Here is an 18322-nt window from a genome sequence, read left to right as displayed (position 1 = left end):
CGGCTTATCTTGATGATCGCCGCGATCACCTCGGACGCGCGGAGATCCATTGCGGCGAGCTGTAATCGACGATGGTTAACGAGCAGCGTCCAGGCCAGCAAAATCAGGCTCTGGTCTACGCAAAAGTAGTGCCGCCCGACGCCGATATAGCGATATTCTGTTTCCATCCCGTCTCGCCTTGTTAATCCTGGCGGCGTGTGCCGAAAGCTCGATTGTGCGTAACGATTCGACACCATGAAATCCATCGCGCCGTATGCCGTGCCCCGTCTATGCGCGGCGGCCGGCGAACAGTGTGAAAATTGCCGATGTCCAGCGATTACAACGAGGAACCGATATTCAGAAAAAGTATTGGAGGCGAGTTTGGACGAGGCTCTCGTCGGTCTTGTCGCCGTCGCTTTCTTCCCGTTGCACATGTACGCCGTTCAGCATCAGCTTGACGTGCTCCATGGGATACCAGTTGAGCCCTAAGGCGAAGGCCTCGCCACGATCGCCATCGAGCTCCTCGCCATCCTCGAAATCCACGTAGCTGTAGCGGGCGGCCAGCTCCCAGGCGCCGCGCGTGAAAAGCTCCAGAGGGCTGCTTAGCGATCGTAGACGTACAGGGCGCTCCGGCTCAACGCCATAAAAGATTCCGTTGCTCGTGCTGTAGTCGCGCCGTTCGCCGGTGAGGATCCAGTTCCCTTCGACGTAATAGCCCCAATAGCCCGCGTCCGGATCGTCTTCCTCGTCGTCCTCCTGATCGATGTCGGCGCGTATGTATTCGGTCCGTAACAAACGCGAATTCGCGCGCAGAGCGAACTCCAGACCGGTCAAAACATAATCATCCGTTTCTTCGGCATCCCGGCTCGATATAATCAGGTCCTCGAGCAGAAACGATTCCGGATCCGAGCTGAAGTCCACCTCATCGTCATCGGGCGGCCTGCGGAAGCTCAGGGCTCCACCCACATGTACCAGCAGATTGTCGCGGCGCCAGGGTGTGCCAGTGATCCTGCCGGTCAGGGCGTAATCATCGTCGGGATCGGCGATCGCGGGCGAGTCGATGAAGGGGCCGTACGCGCCTATCCGCGCGCCCCAGTACTCGCCGCGCGTGCCCATGTCGGCCCCGAAGTTATAGCTGGGTGCGAAGGCGGCTGGCAGCGGCCGCTCCATCAATGTGAGATCGTTGGAGCTTTCCAGCACGACCATGCTGAACGGCTCCTGCATCAGGCCGAGGCGCAACCCTACGTCATCGAAACCTTCGTAATCCAGCCGCAGATCATTAAGGCCCAGCTCGCCGTCGGGAAAGTTGGCGCGCACGCGAAATTCCCAGTCATCCCACTCAACGCCGAAGCCTAGACGCGCTCGGCGTACATCGAAGTCGCGCGTGTCCGCAGGGTCGGTCGTGGCGATTTTGGAGTCGAGCATCAGACGCCCGGAAAACTTCAACTCCACATCCTCGCCGACGTCGAAGGAAACGGCGGGCGCGCCAGGCGTGGTAACGATCAGCGCGGTTAGAGTCAGCGCACGCATTGCCGTCTGTTGTTCTGACATTCCTTTAATTCCGTTGCGCACCCGCGCTTTATCCTGGCGCCCCGCATGCGGCCGCGATATTGGAGCTAGTGTGTTAGGTTTGAATCTTTCCACCAGGAACGATTCAGATAAAACGGGTTCTGTATGTACCCGTAATCGCGTTTGCCGAATCGATCAACCGCCTGACTGATTCGCGTGCGGCACTTCCGTGTGCCGCGGAATCTCTGCTGCCAGCCCGTTTAGTTTGTCGCTCCTGTGCCCATTGCTGGTGGTGAACAGAAACTCAAACAGGTGAGTCGCCATCCAGCTTCGCTTGACGCTGCGCGAAAAGGAGTGATCGGCGTTGGGCAACGCGTAAAATCGGTAGATGGTGTTACAGTCATGGACGCGCGCCGCGGCCGACATCGCCGCGATCCAGCGCTTGCCTCGCTCATGCGGGTACGCCCCTGCTGCCGATCGATGCGCGATGACTGATTCAGCTTGGCGTCGCGCTCAATGTCTTTTTCGCCGACCAGTACGCAGGCCGGCACCTTCAGGAATCGCGCCGGATCGAGGCAGGTTTCCAGCCGCTCCAAGGCTCGGCGATGCCGTAAGGATACTTAAGCCGGGGGGTCCGGGAACGTGTACCATCCCGCCGCGCCGACGACGACCGCCGCTACCTTTTCCGGGTGGGCCATGGTATAGCGGTGCGCGAATTGCCCGCCGCCCGAATAACCGTACAGATGAATTTTCTCGGTAGCCACGTCGGTCAGGTGCCGCGCGTCGGCGATAATCTTCTCCAGCACACGATCCGGCCTGCCGTACTGTCGCTCGTTGCGCAGGCGCTGATAGCGACGAAAACGGTCGTTCGAGAACATCGGCGCTACCAGCACAGCGCCATAGCGCTCGGCGAACGGCGCCAGCAACATCGCATGCTCGCAGGCGTTGCGCGTGATACCGTGCACGCTGACTACGATAGGCGCATCCGCCGGACACCGGCGTGGCACATACAGGAAATACACCTGATCGGGATCGTCCGGCAGTGCGCGCACCAGCACGTGCCCCGCAGGCGCCTCTTTCATCGATTGCCGACGCGCGATGGATACCGGGGCGGGCGCGATGGAGGCAGCGTTCAAGGACACCTCGTCTGCATCGTCGATGGTCATCTTTAGGACGTCGCCTCGGACAGCGGAACATCGTTTGAGCCGCCGCTGCCAAACAGCTTCGCCGTAGGGCCGTTGGCTATCAGTACCTGCGCGGGCGGACCGGCTTCAATCAGCTCTCCCGCCTGCAAATGCCAGATCAGGTCTACGTTGGCCAGCCGCTCGGGCCGGTGTGTCACCAGGATCACCGTGCCTTCATACTGAGCGAGCACCCGGTCGAAGGCCGCATAGGCTATGGGGTCCAGATTGGATTCCGCCTCGTCCAGCAGCAGCACGGACGGTTGGCCCAACAGTGCCCGCGCCAAAGCGATGCGGCTACGCTGGCCGGGCGACAGATTACCGCCGCCCTCGGTCACGCGCGTGGCGAGCCCTTCGGGCAGTCTGCTGACCATCTCGTCGATGCCGCAGAGCGCGCACACGCGGGTCAGTTCGTCATCCGGCGCGTTATGCCAGCGGTAGCGAATGTTCTTGGAGATGCTCCCGCGCATCAGATTCAGGTCGGGGCTGACCATGCTAACCCTGCGGCGCAGAGACTTGAGACTATGCGCGGCGATGTCTTGACCGTCCAGCAGGATACTTCCCTGGTCAGGATCGATGAGCCGTGCCAGCAAGGACAACAGCGTCGTCTTGCCAGCGCCGTTGGGTCCAACCAGCGCCACCACGCTTCCAGCCGGCACGGTCGCGGTGAAGTCATTCAGGGCGCCTGCGAGGGATACACCGTCGAACTCCACCTGGCTGGGGCCGGATTGCAGGTTGGGCGCGTCCTCGGCGCCCGCGCCCAGCGGCGGTAACGCGAGGAAAGTCGATATCTTTAGTTGCGAGACTCGTGCCCCGTGCCAGTACTCATATACCCGGCCCAGATCGCGCATGGGCGACGCCAGCAGACCCACGATGATCATCGCCGCGACCACCGTGCCGGGCGAGGCATTGCCGAACAGCACCTCGGCGATGCCGAGCAGCAGCACGCTGCCGGTGGCCAGCGCAGTCGCGCCCTCGGTCAGCGCGCGCAACAGGCCCCTGATGCGCGCACGGTTCACCATGGCGTCCTTGAGCTGCAAATTCTGACGCTCGATGCGCGAGTGCTCGCGATCGGAGCGATTGAATAGCTGCACCACCTGCATGGAGGCGATTTGTTCGTTGACGTTGGCCGCGATGCGCACGGTGCGGCGGCGGGATTCCTTCACCGCCTTGTGCAGGCGTTTACCCAGCGCGAACGCGATCAACGCACTCGAGATCAGGACCACGCCGGCCGCCAGCGCCAATACCCAGTTCACCACCGCCAGTGCGGACAAGGCGGCTACACCGGCCACCCCGGCCACGATGAGGCGTCCCAGCCCCAATGCCGCCCATTGGCGCAGCGCGTTGAGATCACCGACGAAGCGCAACATCACGCCGCCACGGCTACGCCGCTGCATTGTGCGGGGGGAAAGCGAGCTCAGCCGCTCGAACAGCATCATGCGGACTTCAAAAATGTAGTCCTGCGCCATCCGCTCGGCATCGGTTAGTTCGCGCATGCGCAACCACCCTATACAGGCTGCGGCCAACACAAGCCCCAGGGCAATCCATGCCATCAGGATCAGCGGCTGCGGCACGGGCTCGCCGGTGCTGATCAACCGATCGAAGGCAAGCTTGATCAGCATGGCAGTGCCGATTGCGGCGGCGGCCTGCGCCAGGCCGTTGACGACCAGGCGACCGAGCAGCCTCTTGCGTCGGCCCGAGACAATGGGAGGAATGTTCATCACGCCGCGGCTGGTTCCCTGGCGCCGGCGAGCGCAGGCTGCCGCGCAAGCTCGCTTATAAATGCGGGATCTTGCAGCTGGGGGAGCCCCATGACCGGCAGCGACGTGGCATGCTGTGTTTCGCGCGCGGCCAGCGGTGAACGGCTGATGGTTCCGCTAACACCCAATACCGGCAGATTCCGGGCGCGTAGCCAGTCAACGCCCGCCATCGCGCCCAGCGCATCGCCGGCGGCGAAGATCATGCCGTCGACGTTAGCCGCGAACTGCGGCGACGCCAGGAGCGCCGCGGTCTCGGGCTGAATCAGGCCATCAGCGATCTCCAGCACGACGACATCCACCGCCGCCGCGCGCAGATGTCCCATTAGGGTCTCCATGATGGTAATGATCTGTTCACCCGAAATCAGGGAAGTGGAAGAAAAGCCGGCGTCCGTGAAATCCAGCACAGGATGCGCGCCGGCGTCGATCATCAGCCAGTAGTCTCCGCCGGCGCCGGTGCCGGTGAGCTTGGCGGCCGCCACCTTGAGTCCGGCTTTGATTCCACCCTTGATCAAATAGGCGGCGGTCGCGGTTTTGCCCGCGTTCATGGCGGTTCCCGCGACGGCCACGGTAAACGGGCGAGCGGCAGACACAGCCGCGGTTTCCAGCGTCCAGTCGCGAAGATTAAGCCGCTTGCCGTCCTTGTCCGCGACCAGGCCGATGGGGGTGATCCGCGTCGCGCCGCTGATGCTGTCGTGCCAGCACAAGGCCTGCGCGGCGACGCCGCCGCCCGCCACCAGGTGACATGGAGCCAGGTTTTTCGGTACCACCGCCTCGAACTGATCGGGGGCATAGCGGTCGCCGTAGCAGACGATCACCTCATCGCCGATGAACATCTGCGATCGCCGCCCGCCAACCAGCTGAAGGCTCTGATGCTTGCCCAAATGCGTGACCCGGGCGAGCACCAGATCGCCGGATTGCGGCTGCGTACCGAGGTCGGTGATCAAGCCAGCCATGGCGTCCGGAGCAACCCGCCGGGTGGTAAAAGCCGTCTTGGCGGCCAGCAACCGCTGCCTTGGTGAAGTGCAGTCGCCATCGGTATTGGTGTCAATCGTGATGTCCATAAGTGCCTCGCAAGTTAGATGTTCACAAAATTGTGATTGCTCGTGATGACCCAGGCGTGACAACAGACTGTTCCACGGCCGGTCACCCAGCGTATTCCGGACATACATTCCCTGGCGCGCACGCGATCGATTTGGTCATGCGTTCGCGCCGACCAGCGTCGCATCGACATGATTAGGGTCGGGTGCATCCGCGCCGCTTACCCTGAGCAAGTCCCACACGCGCTCACCAATTTCATGCAGAGGTGTTGGCTTGCCTAAGCAGAGGTCGATACCGTGCTCGTAGGCCGCCTTCCTGATCTCCAGCGAGTCGTGAGCGGTCAGCAAAATCGTGCATATGGACGGATGCCTTTCCAGCGCGTATCTGGCGATATCGAACCCTTCGGTACTGCCGCTGCCAGTCAGGCGCAGGTCGGTGATGAGCGCCGCATAAGCGTACCGGTTCAAAAGTGATTCCGCTTCCTTCTGGTCGCATGCGCAGTCGACCTGATAACCGGCGGCGGCGAGATAGTCCTGCATTGCGAACAGGATCGCTCGATTGTCGTCAACCAGGAGTATTCTGAAGTTCATGGCCACAGCTGTTACAAGGTGCGCGCCAGATTGTGTTACATTTTCATTAAAACTACATAGATTTATGATTTTATTATAAATTTTAACATTGCTCAAGACAGTTCCAGCGGCGAAAGATATGGCGGGAGCAGGGAAGTCTGAGTCTCAGAAAAAAAGTCCGGAATCAGGATGCTATAGATGCTTGCACGGCAGTCTTGGCGCCCAGCCGCCGCGCAAGCAAACCCCTGTAATTACTTAACTTGGAACGATACGATTTTGATGCTGCGAGCGCGGTCAGCCCGCGCCGCTATATGGCGAGAGGAAAAAGCGCGCACCATGCTACATGCTAAGGTGGGACCGGGTGGCGAAAATCGGGGAAAATAAAGGAGTGGGCGCGAACAGAAGCGTGTGCCGTTTATGAGGTACAGGCTGCCGTCTCTTCAAGCAGCTCGACTACAGTCTCGAGGATTTCGTCCAGCGGCCGTGGTTTGGACAGGCAGACGCTGACGCCCAGCGCGGAAGCCATTCGTTCGATCTCAGGGGTACCATAGGCGGTCAGCAGAATGCTGCGCGTTGAGGTATGGCGCTCCAGCGCGAACCGCACGATGTCGAGACCGTCCGTATCCTCGCTGCCGGTCAGGCGCAGATCGGTGATGAGTACCGCGTAGCTTTGCTCGATCAGCAGCGTCTCCGCCTCTTGCCTATCACGCGCGCAATCGACATCAAAGCCGTAAGCAGCGAAGTATTCCCGCATCGCGAACAGGATAGCGCGTTCATCGTCAACGATAAGGATCTTGGTTGCCATGACTTCCAATAGACGCCAGCGGACGGGGAGTGCGGGGAAGCACTGTAGCTGTTTACTCCTGGGACTTAAAGAACATTTTAGGTGGCATTGAACACCGGGAAGAGGAACAAGCAGTGCGAACGGCCTGCGTTTCAGACGCCAGGGTCTAACGATCAGGACACGCGCGCCTGGTATCAGGTTTCAGCTAGAATCAGAGCCTGACTGTTCGCCTGCGCGGTGAGGATTGTCTAATTTTTCTGCACATTGATGTCATGCCGCTTGATTTTCTGATACAGCGAGCTTCGGGGTATGCCCAGACGCGTGGCGGCGCGGTGCACATGGCCTTGTTCCGCGCCTAGCACACGCTCGATATGCCGCCGCTCCACCTCCAGCAAGGTCAGGTCCAGGTCGGGCATGGTCGCGTCAATCCGCGCCGTCTCGTCGAAACGCAGGTCGCGGCGATTCAACGTGTCGCTGTCGCTGAGCAATGTCGCGCGTTCCAGCACATTGCGCAACTCCCGAATGTTGCCGGGCCATGGATAATCGCGCATCGCCTGCTGCGCATCTTGTGCCAGCCTCAGATTATCGCGATCCAGCTCCGCCGTCAGCCTCGCCAGCAGAGCGCCCGCAATGATGGGGATGTCTTCGCGACGCTGCCGCAGCGGTGGTACGGTCAATGGGATGGTGCTGATACGGAAATACAGATCGCCGCGAAATCGCTGCTCCTGCACCAGGTGCTGGAAATCCTGATGCGTCGCGGCGATCAGACAGATGTCGACATGCCGGTCCTCCACTTCCCCTAAACGGCGGAAGCGCTTCTCCTCCAGCACTTTCAGGAGCTTGGGCTGCACCTGCACGCCCATGTCACCGATCTCGTCGAGAAACACGGTGCCGCGCTGCGCGACTTCGAACAGGCCGATCTTGTTTGCCACGGCGCCGGTAAACGAACCTTTCTTGTGGCCGAACAGCTCGGTTTCGAGAAACTCGTGCGAGAGGCCGGCGCAATTGAGGTCCACGAACGTCTCTTCCGCGCGCGGCCCGTGTGTGTGCAGCCATTTCGCCAGTACGCCCTTACCGGTGCCGGTCTCGCCCTGCAGCAGTATGGGTCGCTCGGCTGCTACGATCTTAAGCGCCTGCGTCTTAAGTTCGCGGATCAGCGGACTCTGGCCCATGAACGGATCGACCGCGTCGCGCGCCTGACGGGTCTGGCCAGCGAGCTGCTTCTGGTGGTTGCGCCGGTTTTCAAGCAGACGTTCGAGCACGGCGCGCAGTGCCGGAATTTCGATAGGCTTGGTCAGGAACTGCTCGGCGCCTTCCTTGATGGCCTGCACGGCGAGATCGATGGAGCCGTGGCCGGTCAGCACCACCAGCGGTACGCTAGAGTCGATATCTTTCAGACGCGGCAGCAGCTCCAGCGCATTCATGTCCGGCAGACGGTAATCGGCGATGACCGCATCGGGCCGCGCCGCGCGGAACACGCTTTCCGCCTGACGGCCATCCGCCGCTTCGCAGACCTCGAAACGATACGCTTCCAGAAAGTCGCGCAAGGCGAAACGGATCGACGCCTCATCGTCGACAATCAGGATTTTGCGCTTCGCCATGAGTCGCCGTCGCTCACGTCATCGGCTTCCACGGGCAGACGCACGGCCATGACCGCGCCCCCCTCCGGCCGGTTGGCGGCGCTGATTACACCGCCGTGCTCTTCGACAATGCGGCGCACGATCGCGAGTCCCAAACCCGTGCCGCCGCGGCGGCGCGTAAAGAAAGGTTCGAACAGGCGCTCGATATCGTCCTCCGCCAGCCCCGCGCCGGAATCCTTCACCGCGCAGCTGATCCACGCGCCCTCGTTTTCCGCGGCTGCCGTGGCTTCTATAGAAACCGCGCTGCCCGGCAGTGAATGCTGAACCGCGTTCTGCAGCAGGTTCTGAAAGACCTGCGAAAGTCGCGCCTTGTCCAGGCGGAGTTCCGGCAGGTCGGTCTCGATACGGCTGACGATTTCAACGCCGGCCTGAAACGCCAGCGGCTTGCCGTAATCGAGCAGTTCGCTCATCAGCCGGCTGAGTCGATCCACCTCTTCGCGCAGCACACTCGTGTAGCGGTGCACGTCCTCGCGGTCCTTGAACCGCGCGCCCATCGCGTCCAGGGTCGAGGAAATGCCGAACAGCGGATTGCGCACCTCGTGCGCCACACCGGCGACCAGCGCGCCCATGGCCGACATCGTTTCGCTGCGCCGCAGCCTGGCCTGCAGCCGGGCGCGTTCCTGTTCGGCGCGCTCGCGTTCGCCGATCTCGTGGCGCAGTTCGGCGACCGTGCTGTGCAGGTTCGCCTCGCTGGTTTCCAGCAAACGTTTGGAGACCAAAGTGGCCTGCAGCTGTTCGACCATGCGGTTGAAATCGCGCGCGAGATCGGTGAATTCGTCCCCACCGCGCACGTCGATGCGATAATCGAGGTTGCCGCCGCCGATCGCGTTGGTGCCGCACATGAGCCGCGTCAGCGGCTGGTTAATCAGGCGGATCAGCAGCAGCCCGAGGGCGATCGTGACAAGAATATAGGCGGGGATCAGATAGCTCGTGGTGTGTATGACGGCGTCGGCGGCCTGGTCGGCCTCCCTTCTCGGAATGGTCAGGTCATCCAGCGCGAGGATCTGGATCTCGTCGTCCAGCAGGTTGTCCATCGCAAAGCGCAGATCGACGAAGCGCGCGGTATTTTCATCGAGGGTGTCTTCCAGGCGTACGATGTCGCGCACCAGCACGCTGGTTTGATCCGACATTTGTTGCACGACGGCGACTCGTTTCCGGTTGCCCTGATTAAGGTCGAGCCGTTGGAAGCGCGCGAGGGCGTGCTTGAATTCCTGCTCCCTGATGAAGATCAAGCGGCGGTATCTCGTCGTCGATTCTTCCTGATAGGCGGTCGTCCATAAACCCATCTCGGCGATGGCGGCCTCCATTTTCATGGATTCCTCGACTTTCGGGAGCGCGTTTGGCCCGCGCCGGTCAATGGCGGGCTGGATTCGCGTGTCAATTATGCGGTCCATCTTTTCCAGGTTTCTGGTGACCTGCGCGAACATGCCAGCCTGCTGGTCTTTCGTTTCCATCAGCCGCGTGGCCAGGCGCTGGAACTCCTCGAACAGCACGCTGATCTCTTCGCCCAGCGCCCGCTCCAGTGGCGTATTGATCAGCCGCGTGTATTGTTTATGAAAGCGTCTGAAGTCCATATCGTCGTCCGACGCCCACGCGCGGTACACAGGATCGGCGTCGTCCAGATATTTCAGCACCGCCAGCCCGATGCCGTTGACATTAATCTCCATTTCGTAGGCGGCGAGACTGGTCGGCTCCTCGACCTCGGCGAGTGTGTCCACAGTCTTGTCCACGGTATTCAAGCCGCGATAGATAAACAGCATCGACAGCATGCCTAGCAGCAGAATGACGCCAAGACCGACAGCGACCTTGCTGGTGAATGAAAAATGCAAGGGCTTCATTGTATTGCAGTTCGGCTCGGCGTTACACGGACTGGTATCCCTCGCAGCGATGCGGCGCGCGCATGAACCGTATTTGCCGGAGCGTGATTTACTCTTGAAAATCCGAAGGGCATTTGTCAGCCGTCGCTAAACGGTGCGCATGATCGGCGGGGTGCAGCGGCTGTCGCCAGGCGGCATGGGGCGACCGCGCTCGGCGGCGCGCTGACCTGGCGCGCCGCATTAAGTCGCTTATGCGCGACCGCGATAGACCGTGTTCAAGTTCGCCAATCTCTTAAAGATAAGGCTGATCTCGTACAGTTGCACCAGGTTATAGATTGAATGGCACGGACAGCCCCACTGATCCTCGGATGACGGTTTCTGAAATCTCATCGCCTCCCGGGTCCGCCGGGTCAACATTATCCTGGTCAAAATTGTACGAATAGCCGTCGACGCCAATGATGTAATTCAGGCCGTTGGCAAAGAGACCGCTATCGGCGGGCGCTATCAGATTACCAATCCAGGCCGCTCCCGCGGTATAGCCCACGGTGTCGCCTGTAATGTCGGGTACCTCCACGTTTGAAAAGTCGATTTCACCATCGAATCTCGCGACCGCGACATTAAGCGCGAGCGTGCCCTTGAGCCATTCATTTATGTTGATCGGCAGGCCGTAATTGGCGCCCACAAAAGGCCCCTCGTTCTGGTAGTCGAATAACGCGACATCGGAATCGCCACTGAGCAAATTAAACCCCATATCGGAGCGCCGATATCCTGCGAACACGGAGAAGCGGTCCGTAACCGCGACACCGGCGGAGGCAGAATACTCGGCGCGGTCCCAGTCTATGGTCGCACCCGAAGGGTCATCCACACCTTGTGACTGTTGCAGTTCATCGTCTCCCGAGAACGCTCCCTGCGCATAAAGATCCACATAAAACCTGTCAACAAATGCGGTGACTCCCCCGCCGACAAACGGCAGTGTGTCATCCACCGAGATGGAATTTTCAACATCCAGCTCGTAATACATCGCGCCGGTGTTGATCCTTGGCTGCACCGTGAAGTCAAGTGCGGCGGCCGTGCTTGGCGCAAACACCACGCAACCGAATAACATGGCGTTGGCAACGGCAGGAAGCAGAGGATTTGTACGGCGGAGATACGCCTGAGCCATTGCTTAATTCCTTAGGTTAATGAAGCGCTTGGTAACCGTTACTTTCGAGGGTCGCCGTCACGGGCGCAGCTATGTGACGAACGTTTGCCGCTCGATGCGAGGCGGAGTATTGTTCACGCCATCAAAAGTGTCAACGCTCACGCCGACCATCGCCTGTCAATAGCTTGAGTACCATTTCCCGTGAATCGTTCAGTGCCGACGCTTGTGCGTCTGCGTCAAGGGCAATTCGGCGGGCGCCGACGTGGAGCGCGGCGGTGGCATATACTTTGCATGCTTCTAATCTGTTCGCTGCTCACGCTACAAGGCCTGCCCCATGCCGAGCCCAGGTATAGCGATTACGTCAATACGAAGATGAAACGCCTGCTGTTGAGAGCGGAGCTGGCTTTGGCAAGCGGTCAGCTCATTTCGCCACCGAACGATAACGCTTTGCTGTATCTGGAGCGGATACTTACGAAAAATCCCACGACCCCTCAAGCGCCTGAACTCTTGAATCAACTGTTCGCGCGCTTTATGGCGAGCAACGAGGCGGCTGATCATGCGCCGGAATTGGCGCGCATGAAGAATCTCAAGGCTATGGGTATCAAGGCGCGTCGCGATGAGCGACTGGTCAGGCGGGTGCTGCGTCCGGCACTGGTCGAGCTGAAGGACTGTCGCGTCTCGCTCGGTCTGGCCTCCCTGCAACTCGGGGAACATGCCGAGGCGGGCCGCCAGCAGCGGGCCGCGGCCCGCTTGGTCGTAAAATACCAGATGGAACCCGGCGGTCTGAGTTATCTTTCGCGGCGGCTTGCGGAGAATCAATCTTCGCGGGCCTCCTACGAGTGGAAGCGTTACGCGGAGCAGACGTATCGGCCGACGCAGGCTCGAGGCGAACCGGTCAGAAAGTATTTGCGCAAGGAATTCGAGAAATTGAAGGACTGCCGCGTGTCGCTTGGCCTGGCCTCCCTGCAACTCGGCGATCAGGCCGAGGCGAGGAACCTGCATAAGGCGGCGGCCGACCTCGCCGCACGATACCAGCTAAAGTTAACGGGTGTGAACTATTTGGCGCAGCTGGTAGAGCAGGGCACAGGGCCTCCAGCCAGGGCAGCTGACAAGGCTGCCTCTTATCCTGGCGCGCATGCGCCGAGGACATCACAGGGTGACAGTCCACAGACTTCGCCGTCTCGTGACGCACCCCGTGTATTCGGAACTTTCTAGGACGGTATGTCGATATCGGCAGAGACCCCACTTGCGCCGATGATCGATCGACATTGGCAGTACGCACAAGACCAGGCTCAGCGACTGGTCTCGGGTAGATTGCCAAAGTGGTCGCACGGACGAAAGCAACACAACGAGCAATATTTTGTCGATTGATCGATACTAATGACCAGGAAATCGCAATCAAGGAGATGCTGGATGCAACAGAGACACGGCAGAACGTCCATACATAATCGCTTGTCGGCGCACGGCGAGCTGTTTGAAGCCTGCTTCACGCGGCGCGACGCGAACCCAGCAACGCGGCTGCGAAGCGTGCAAGGGCTGCATAACTGGCGACATTTGCTCGGAGGCGTCGTGCTTTTGCTGCTGCTGTTGGGGCAGCCGGCGTATGCCGCGACGATCAACGTAAACGAGCGATGCACATTGGTGCGAGCCATCAACGCGGCCAATACCGACACCAGGGCGCGCGGAGTGTGTAAGCGTGGCCGTGGCGCCGACCGGATCGTGATGCGCCCGCACAGTCGGCAGATTTTGACAAGGGTCCACAATACGATTTTCGGCCCCACGGGACTGCCGGTTATCCGCAGCCCGATCGCCATTTTCGGCTATGGCAGCACGATCATGCGAAGGCCAGGAGCGCCCGGGTTTCGAATATTCGCGGTGGCTGCGTCTGGCAGACTCACGCTTGGTCGGCTCAACGTCAGGAACGGGTTTGCGCCGAAGCTCGGCGGTGGCGGCATTCGGAGCCTGGGCGCGCTCACCATGACCAAAGTTGCCTTCAACGGCAATCGCGCGCTTGGCAGTGGCGGCGGTTTCTGGGCTCAAAACATCGTCACCGTTACCAACAGCACGTTTGCTGGCAACCGGGGGTTCTGCCCACCCACGCTTGTACCCGTCATATGCAACGGCGGTGCTGGTTTCTATAGCACCGGGCAGGTTTTCGGCGGGCAGATTGCACCTGCCGCACTTACGGTAAATACCAGCACGTTTACAGCCAATGCCGCAGGTGGACAAGGCGGTGGCATGCAAGTGAATGGCGCCGCCACCGTCAACGACAGCACGCTCGCGGACAACGTCGCGCAACAGGGCGGGGCGATGGCCGTCGGTACGGCGCTGGCTAACGTTATCAATGACGCTCTCTCCGCGGCCAAAACTGTGCAACGCACCTGGGCAGCGGCAGCAAGCGCGCCGATGGCCAGCGTTGAAATCACTAACACCACCCTGACGGATAATGTCGCCACCAGGAGTGGCGGCGGTCTGGTCGTGGGTGACGGCAGTGATCTTACGTTGAACAACACGGTTATCTCGGGGAATACCGCGCCGCGGGGACGGGAAGCTGTAGCGCAAGCGGGTTCATTTGTCGAGGTCGATAACGCGAATACGATCGGGTTCGGTGGCAGCGCGGGTGTGGTGGGATTTGCCCCCGGCCAGACTGACGACATAGCGCCTCGGCCGCCCACGGATCCCACCCCAGGGGCGCCTCCACCACCGGTTGGAGCGCTAGCCCCACCGACACCGCCGGCTGAGCCACCGCCGCCCCGAGTGGCGCCCGCCCCGTCGCCGATGCCACCGCCACCGGACAGTGTGCCGTTGCCCGCGCCACTGATACCACGCGACCCAGTGTCACCGCCCGGCCCACCGTCACCACCCGACCCGGGGCCACCACCCAACGACGGGCCGCCGGCCAATAACGGGCCCTCGCCGGGCGATGGTACGCCATCAGATAACGCACCTCCGTCAGGCGGCGGGGGAGGGACACCTGATAACGGACCACCACCGGACAACGAGCCTCCACTAAATGACGATGGGCCTTCGAATAACCCTCCGTTAGGTAACGGATCGCCCGACCCGCCGGATGCGCCGGAGTTACCTGGTGCACCGCCGCCCGATAACATGTCTGCGCCAGATGGGGGGGCCGCCGCCTGATGCGGGACTACCACCCGAGAATCGACCACCGTCCGGTAACGCGTCGTTACCCGGTGCTGACCCATTTTTCGACACTGGATCTTTGCCCGATGCCGGCAACGACCAGCCAGTTGGGGATCCGTCCAGCCCCGCCGCCGCCGTCCGAGTCTGACTCTCAACCACGAGCCTGAGTATAGTCGCCAGCTAAACGAAACCTCTCGCGCTGATGCGCGCCGTGAAGTCTGTTGTTTATTATCGAGGCGCCGCGAGTTTTGGCCGGCGCCCGACCCCCCAGCTTACCTGTCGTTGTATCAGTTCCAATCCATCGGTGAAGGCGTTGGTTCGCGGTCAACAACCGGGCCATGCGGCGACATCTGCGCAATGCGCGCGCCAGCCTGCCCACGCTGAACTTGCCGATGTATGCGAGCAGCCGAAAGAAAGAGGAACCCACGAACCAGGCCGCGCGGTAGAACTTCGAATAAAGAAATTCTTGTACAATAATCGCAATGATGCCAAAAATTGGGATCCGAGGGCGTTATGGAAATGACAGCAGGTTTACCAGATGGCTCAGTGAAGCGCCCGGGGTTGTGCGGCGTGGCGCGACAAGCGCTGATCCCCGCGACGAAGTGGTCGGCACTGGTCTGCGCGCTGCTTGTAATGCGGGGTGCATACGCGCCACTGGTCCAAGCTGCCGATGGCACAGTGCCGGCGGCGCCGCGGCTGGGCAACGCCGGTGCGCTGATCGGGCTGCCGGCCGAGAACAATGCCGGCGAACGACTGGGCAAGGTGGTCGATGCAGTGACCGTCGTGGATCGGCAGGGTCGCCAGGTTAGTTACATGCTTCTGTCCCGGGCGGCTCTTGACGCCGACGACAGGCGTCTCTATCCGGTGCCGGCGCCGGCGCTTGGGTCCGACCCGGCGGGCCAGCGGCTGGTGCTCGACATGACAGGGGACGAATTACAGGCGACGGACGGTTTTCGGCCGGACGAGTGGCCGGCAATGACAGACCGGAACTGGGGCAAAAAGGTGCACGCCGAGTTCGGGCTTACGCCGTATTGGGAACAGCCAGGCCGGTCTATTGGCGGGCAACTACCCGAACCGCGTCAGTTGCCGGTTGAATAGCGACTTAAACCGGTCTGCAGCGTCGCGGCCCTCGTGTAGGTCGCGGAAACTATGGGTGGCTTTGCCGCGGACGTGTCACCCGGGTTGCCGGTCTGCCTTCGCCGCGCCCGAGTGCACCTGACCATCACCGGCCACGCCACGTTCCAGCGTTTCTGACGTCAGCCCATCGCGTTTCAGCCGCGAGAGAAACGCGGTCAATACCTTGAGCATCTCCCACGGGCGGTTGTAGCGCCAGGGTGCGTCGTGTAACAGCACGATGTCGCCGGCCCGGGCGCGCGCCAGTCTTTCCGCGATCCAGCGCGCGCGGCCCAGCGGCCCCCAGTCCTTGCCGCTCAGGCTCCACAGCACCACGGACTGGCCCTGGTCCGCCGCGGCTTCGGTCATGCAACGTCGCATGCGTCCATACGGCGGCCGGAAATACCGCGGCCGCGCGCCGATAACATTCGCGAGCGCGATGCTGCCGGCGGCGACCTCGTGGCGCGCGACGACCGCGCGCAGCAGGGCGGGATGCGCATGGCTCCAGGTATGATTGCCCACTTCGTGTCCAGCGGCGAGCACGCGCCGCGTCAGCCCGGCGTGACGCTCAGCCTGGGTCCCGACCATAAAGAAGGTGGCGCGCGCACCGGCTGCGGCCAGCAGATCGAGAACGCGCGGCGTGTATTCCGGGTGCGGACCGTCGTCGAATGTAAGATGCGTCTGCGAATCGTGCGCGGACAGACGCCGAATGATGTCAGTGCGCGGCGGCCTCTGCATCACTCTTCGACGGTCCCGCGGGCGCAAAATGTTGCAGAAGCTGTCCGCGTGTCAGCCAGTAAACGTAGGGTGTGAGATTACCCGGCGGGCCGGTTGTCTCGGGATAGAACGCATATAGCATGAGGCGGAAGTGCAGCTTCAGCCAGTGCGCGCGTAAGCCCGGTGGCATCGGTTCGGTCTCGAATCCTAAGTGGCGGCCACGGGCCGGCATCCAGGTGATGCCCCTGAAACTCGCCAGGTCTCCAAGCTCGGAGTCGGCGCGCACCTTATGCGCCAGCGCCGTCAGCGAATCGCGCAGCAGCCGCAGGAACACGAATTCGCGATGTCTAGGGTTGCCCGGCTGACGCCCGATGGCCGCGAGCCGCAGGTTGTCGAAATGAATGACGCCCAGCGGATCGCCGGGGGCTATGCGCGTGCCGTCCGCCAGCACCCGTACCGCGCCGCGATAGCGGGTGCGGCCAAGATAAATCAGCTCGCCTACCGCACGCAGCCCGAATGCCCGGCGGTAAACCCGCTCCTGCAACAGGTAACTGCCATGCACCGCGCGCCAGGGAAGCTTTGTAACTAGAACTTTTCCGCCGCCCACTGCGTGCCGGCCCCGCCTTGGGACTTTGCGTGGGTGACGGCCAGCGCCGCAATCTGTTCCGCGCTTTCCCGCCGGCCCAGCTTCCAGGCCTGTTCCTGCGCGCGGAGGAGCTTCTGCGGTGAACTTAGCAAGCCGTGAAGCGCATTGAAGAGTTGGCATAAGGAAACCTGCCGGCCGACGCCATGTTGCTCCAGGAATTGCAGATTGAAACCTTCCTGACCGCCCAGCGAAGTGGTCGCGAAAAACGGACGGCCGCAGGCCAGCGCCTCGGCAACGGACAGACCGCCCGGTTTGCCCACTACCACGTCGGCGGCGCGCAGCAACACCGGCATCTCGTCTGACCATTCGATCAGGCGCAGCCGACCCCGATACTGCTTCGCCAGTTGCCTGAGGTTGCGTATGTCGCCGGCCTCGGCGCGACCGATGGTGACCATGACCTGCGAGTCCAGCGCGCAGTCCATCAGACCTTTCACGGCCTCGCTGACGCCGATGCCGAACCAGCCGCCGGTCACCAGCACCACGCGCGCGTGCGCGTCCAGCCCCAGGCGCTGGCGTGCCTCCGCCTGCGAGGGCGGATGGCTGAATTCGGGCATTAACGGAATACCGGTCGCGTGTACGCGCTCCGGCGCGATCCCGCGCGCGTGCAACTGGCGCGCGATTGCATCGGTCGCGACGCAATAATCGCCGGATGTGCCGAACTGCACCCAGAATTCATGAATACCGTAGTCGGTCAACACGCCCAGGGTGGGTGTACCGATAAAATCGCCGCGACGCTTGACCACCATCATGAGCGCAGCCAGATAAACCTGCGTGGCGATGACGATATCGGGTGCGAAGCGGGCCAGTTCGGCTTTCAGCCTGCGCAGCAACAACGATCTTATCCATAACAGCAGGCCGCTGCGGATGAGTGTGTCCGGCACCGACGAGACGCGGCCCGTGAGCATGTCCAGCAAGGTCACCAGCACGGCCTGGTCGATGTTGCGGGTACGGGGCGCGAACCAGCGTTTCGGAAACCAGCGGATAACCAGCTTGTCCAGCACTTCCGCGAACGACGGCGGCAGCGGTTCCTTGCCCAGCAGTTGCTGCTTAGTGCGCGCGTGGTAAAGCTGGTCGTAGATCTCGGGGTGTTCGGTGGCGATCTGTAAATAACCGTCTTTCAGAGCGGCGGCGACCTTCGCGTCCATCAAGGTCCACAGGTCCAGCCTGTGGATGCGCATTTGCGGGTCTTTGCGCAGCAGCGCCGCCTCGACGGCTTCGGCCGCGCGGGTGTGCCCATTGCCCAGTTGGGAGGTTAAGACCAGCGTGCGCATCGCGGTTTGCGTG

16 protein-coding genes are annotated in these 18322 nt (G+C 61.7%); 3 read left to right on the top strand and 13 right to left on the bottom strand.

Annotation, left to right across the window (positions count from 1 at the left end; genetic code table 11):
• The 10 genes from H0V34_05940 to H0V34_05895 form a co-directional block, all read right to left on the bottom strand.
• On the bottom strand, positions 1–167 hold a 167-nt coding region (locus H0V34_05940; GenBank protein MBA2491252.1), incomplete at its 3' end, for a hypothetical protein.
• 169 nt (positions 168–336) lie between these two features.
• Positions 337–1530, bottom strand: a complete 1194-nt coding sequence (locus H0V34_05935) for a hypothetical protein (protein ID MBA2491251.1) — start codon at positions 1528–1530, stop codon at positions 337–339.
• Between the two features lie 578 nt (positions 1531–2108).
• Positions 2109–2654 (bottom strand): hypothetical protein, encoded by a 546-nt coding sequence (locus H0V34_05930; GenBank protein MBA2491250.1) that lies wholly within the window; start codon positions 2652–2654, stop codon positions 2109–2111.
• Between the two features lie 2 nt (positions 2655–2656).
• On the bottom strand, positions 2657–4393 hold the full coding sequence (locus H0V34_05925; GenBank protein MBA2491249.1) for an ABC transporter ATP-binding protein: 1737 nt from the start codon (positions 4391–4393) through the stop codon (positions 2657–2659).
• Positions 4390–5490 carry a DUF1611 domain-containing protein gene (locus H0V34_05920; protein MBA2491248.1) on the bottom strand — a complete coding sequence of 367 codons (1101 nt, stop codon included), beginning with the start codon at positions 5488–5490 and terminating at the stop codon, positions 4390–4392. The genes H0V34_05925 and H0V34_05920 overlap by 4 nt, the downstream gene beginning before the upstream one ends.
• A gap of 135 nt (positions 5491–5625) precedes the next feature.
• Positions 5626–6057 carry a response regulator gene (locus tag H0V34_05915; protein MBA2491247.1) on the bottom strand — a complete coding sequence of 144 codons (432 nt, stop codon included), beginning with the start codon at positions 6055–6057 and terminating at the stop codon, positions 5626–5628.
• A 394-nt stretch (positions 6058–6451) separates the two neighbouring features.
• Entirely contained in the window at positions 6452–6841 is a 390-nt protein-coding gene (locus tag H0V34_05910) for a response regulator (GenBank protein ID MBA2491246.1), read from the bottom strand.
• Positions 6842–7068: 227 nt separating this feature from the next.
• Positions 7069–8421 (bottom strand): sigma-54-dependent Fis family transcriptional regulator, encoded by a 1353-nt coding sequence (locus H0V34_05905; GenBank protein MBA2491245.1) that lies wholly within the window; start codon positions 8419–8421, stop codon positions 7069–7071.
• Positions 8400–10289: a HAMP domain-containing protein gene (locus tag H0V34_05900; protein ID MBA2491244.1), complete on the bottom strand. Its 1890-nt coding sequence runs from the start codon at positions 10287–10289 to the stop codon at positions 8400–8402. Before H0V34_05900 ends, H0V34_05905 begins: the two co-directional genes overlap by 22 nt.
• Before the next feature lie 316 nt (positions 10290–10605).
• Positions 10606–11439: a hypothetical protein gene (locus tag H0V34_05895; protein MBA2491243.1), complete on the bottom strand. Its 834-nt coding sequence runs from the start codon at positions 11437–11439 to the stop codon at positions 10606–10608.
• Positions 11440–11709: 270 nt separating this feature from the next.
• Between H0V34_05895 and H0V34_05890 the strand changes: the two genes are divergently transcribed.
• The 3 genes from H0V34_05890 to H0V34_05880 all read left to right on the top strand — a co-directional run bounded on the left by H0V34_05890 (position 11710) and on the right by H0V34_05880 (position 15660).
• Positions 11710–12633: a hypothetical protein gene (locus H0V34_05890; GenBank protein MBA2491242.1), complete on the top strand. Its 924-nt coding sequence runs from the start codon at positions 11710–11712 to the stop codon at positions 12631–12633.
• A 198-nt stretch (positions 12634–12831) separates the two neighbouring features.
• On the top strand, positions 12832–14559 hold the full coding sequence (locus tag H0V34_05885; GenBank protein MBA2491241.1) for a hypothetical protein: 1728 nt from the start codon (positions 12832–12834) through the stop codon (positions 14557–14559).
• A gap of 522 nt (positions 14560–15081) precedes the next feature.
• Complete coding sequence (locus tag H0V34_05880; GenBank protein MBA2491240.1) at positions 15082–15660, top strand: PRC-barrel domain-containing protein; 579 nt, start codon at positions 15082–15084, stop codon at positions 15658–15660.
• Between the two features lie 75 nt (positions 15661–15735).
• Here H0V34_05880 and H0V34_05875 read toward each other — a convergent pair whose 3' ends face one another.
• The 3 genes from H0V34_05875 to H0V34_05865 are packed head-to-tail and all read right to left on the bottom strand — an operon-like array spanning position 15736 to position 18309.
• A complete protein-coding gene (locus H0V34_05875) occupies positions 15736–16413 on the bottom strand; it encodes a polysaccharide deacetylase family protein (GenBank protein MBA2491239.1) in 678 nt (225 codons plus the stop codon).
• Positions 16391–16954: a hypothetical protein gene (locus H0V34_05870; GenBank protein ID MBA2491238.1), complete on the bottom strand. Its 564-nt coding sequence runs from the start codon at positions 16952–16954 to the stop codon at positions 16391–16393. The genes H0V34_05875 and H0V34_05870 overlap by 23 nt, the downstream gene beginning before the upstream one ends.
• Before the next feature lie 23 nt (positions 16955–16977).
• On the bottom strand, positions 16978–18309 hold the full coding sequence (locus H0V34_05865; GenBank protein MBA2491237.1) for a hypothetical protein: 1332 nt from the start codon (positions 18307–18309) through the stop codon (positions 16978–16980).
• Positions 18310–18322 lie beyond the last annotated feature (13 nt).

The sequence above is a fragment of the Gammaproteobacteria bacterium genome, from assembly GCA_013696315.1.
GTDB lineage: Bacteria > Pseudomonadota > Gammaproteobacteria > JACCYU01 > JACCYU01 > JACCYU01.
This window is presented reverse-complemented; position numbering and strand designations above follow the sequence as displayed.

Bases quoted from the DNA above. Each gene is read 5' to 3' on its own strand.
- H0V34_05935 (MBA2491251.1), bottom strand. From the start codon at position 1,530: ATGTCAGAACAACAGACGGCAATGCGTGCGCTGACTCTAACCGCGCTG.
- H0V34_05930 (MBA2491250.1), bottom strand. From the start codon at position 2,654: ATGACCATCGACGATGCAGACGAGGTGTCCTTGAACGCTGCCTCCATC.
- H0V34_05920 (MBA2491248.1), bottom strand. From the start codon at position 5,490: ATGGACATCACGATTGACACCAATACCGATGGCGACTGCACTTCACCA.
- H0V34_05915 (MBA2491247.1), bottom strand. From the start codon at position 6,057: ATGAACTTCAGAATACTCCTGGTTGACGACAATCGAGCGATCCTGTTC.
- H0V34_05910 (MBA2491246.1), bottom strand. From the start codon at position 6,841: ATGGCAACCAAGATCCTTATCGTTGACGATGAACGCGCTATCCTGTTC.
- H0V34_05905 (MBA2491245.1), bottom strand. From the start codon at position 8,421: ATGGCGAAGCGCAAAATCCTGATTGTCGACGATGAGGCGTCGATCCGT.
- H0V34_05895 (MBA2491243.1), bottom strand. From the start codon at position 11,439: ATGGCTCAGGCGTATCTCCGCCGTACAAATCCTCTGCTTCCTGCCGTT.
- H0V34_05890 (MBA2491242.1), top strand. From the start codon at position 11,710: ATGCTTCTAATCTGTTCGCTGCTCACGCTACAAGGCCTGCCCCATGCC.
- H0V34_05885 (MBA2491241.1), top strand. From the start codon at position 12,832: ATGCAACAGAGACACGGCAGAACGTCCATACATAATCGCTTGTCGGCG.
- H0V34_05880 (MBA2491240.1), top strand. From the start codon at position 15,082: ATGACAGCAGGTTTACCAGATGGCTCAGTGAAGCGCCCGGGGTTGTGC.
- H0V34_05875 (MBA2491239.1), bottom strand. From the start codon at position 16,413: ATGCAGAGGCCGCCGCGCACTGACATCATTCGGCGTCTGTCCGCGCAC.
- H0V34_05865 (MBA2491237.1), bottom strand. From the start codon at position 18,309: ATGCGCACGCTGGTCTTAACCTCCCAACTGGGCAATGGGCACACCCGC.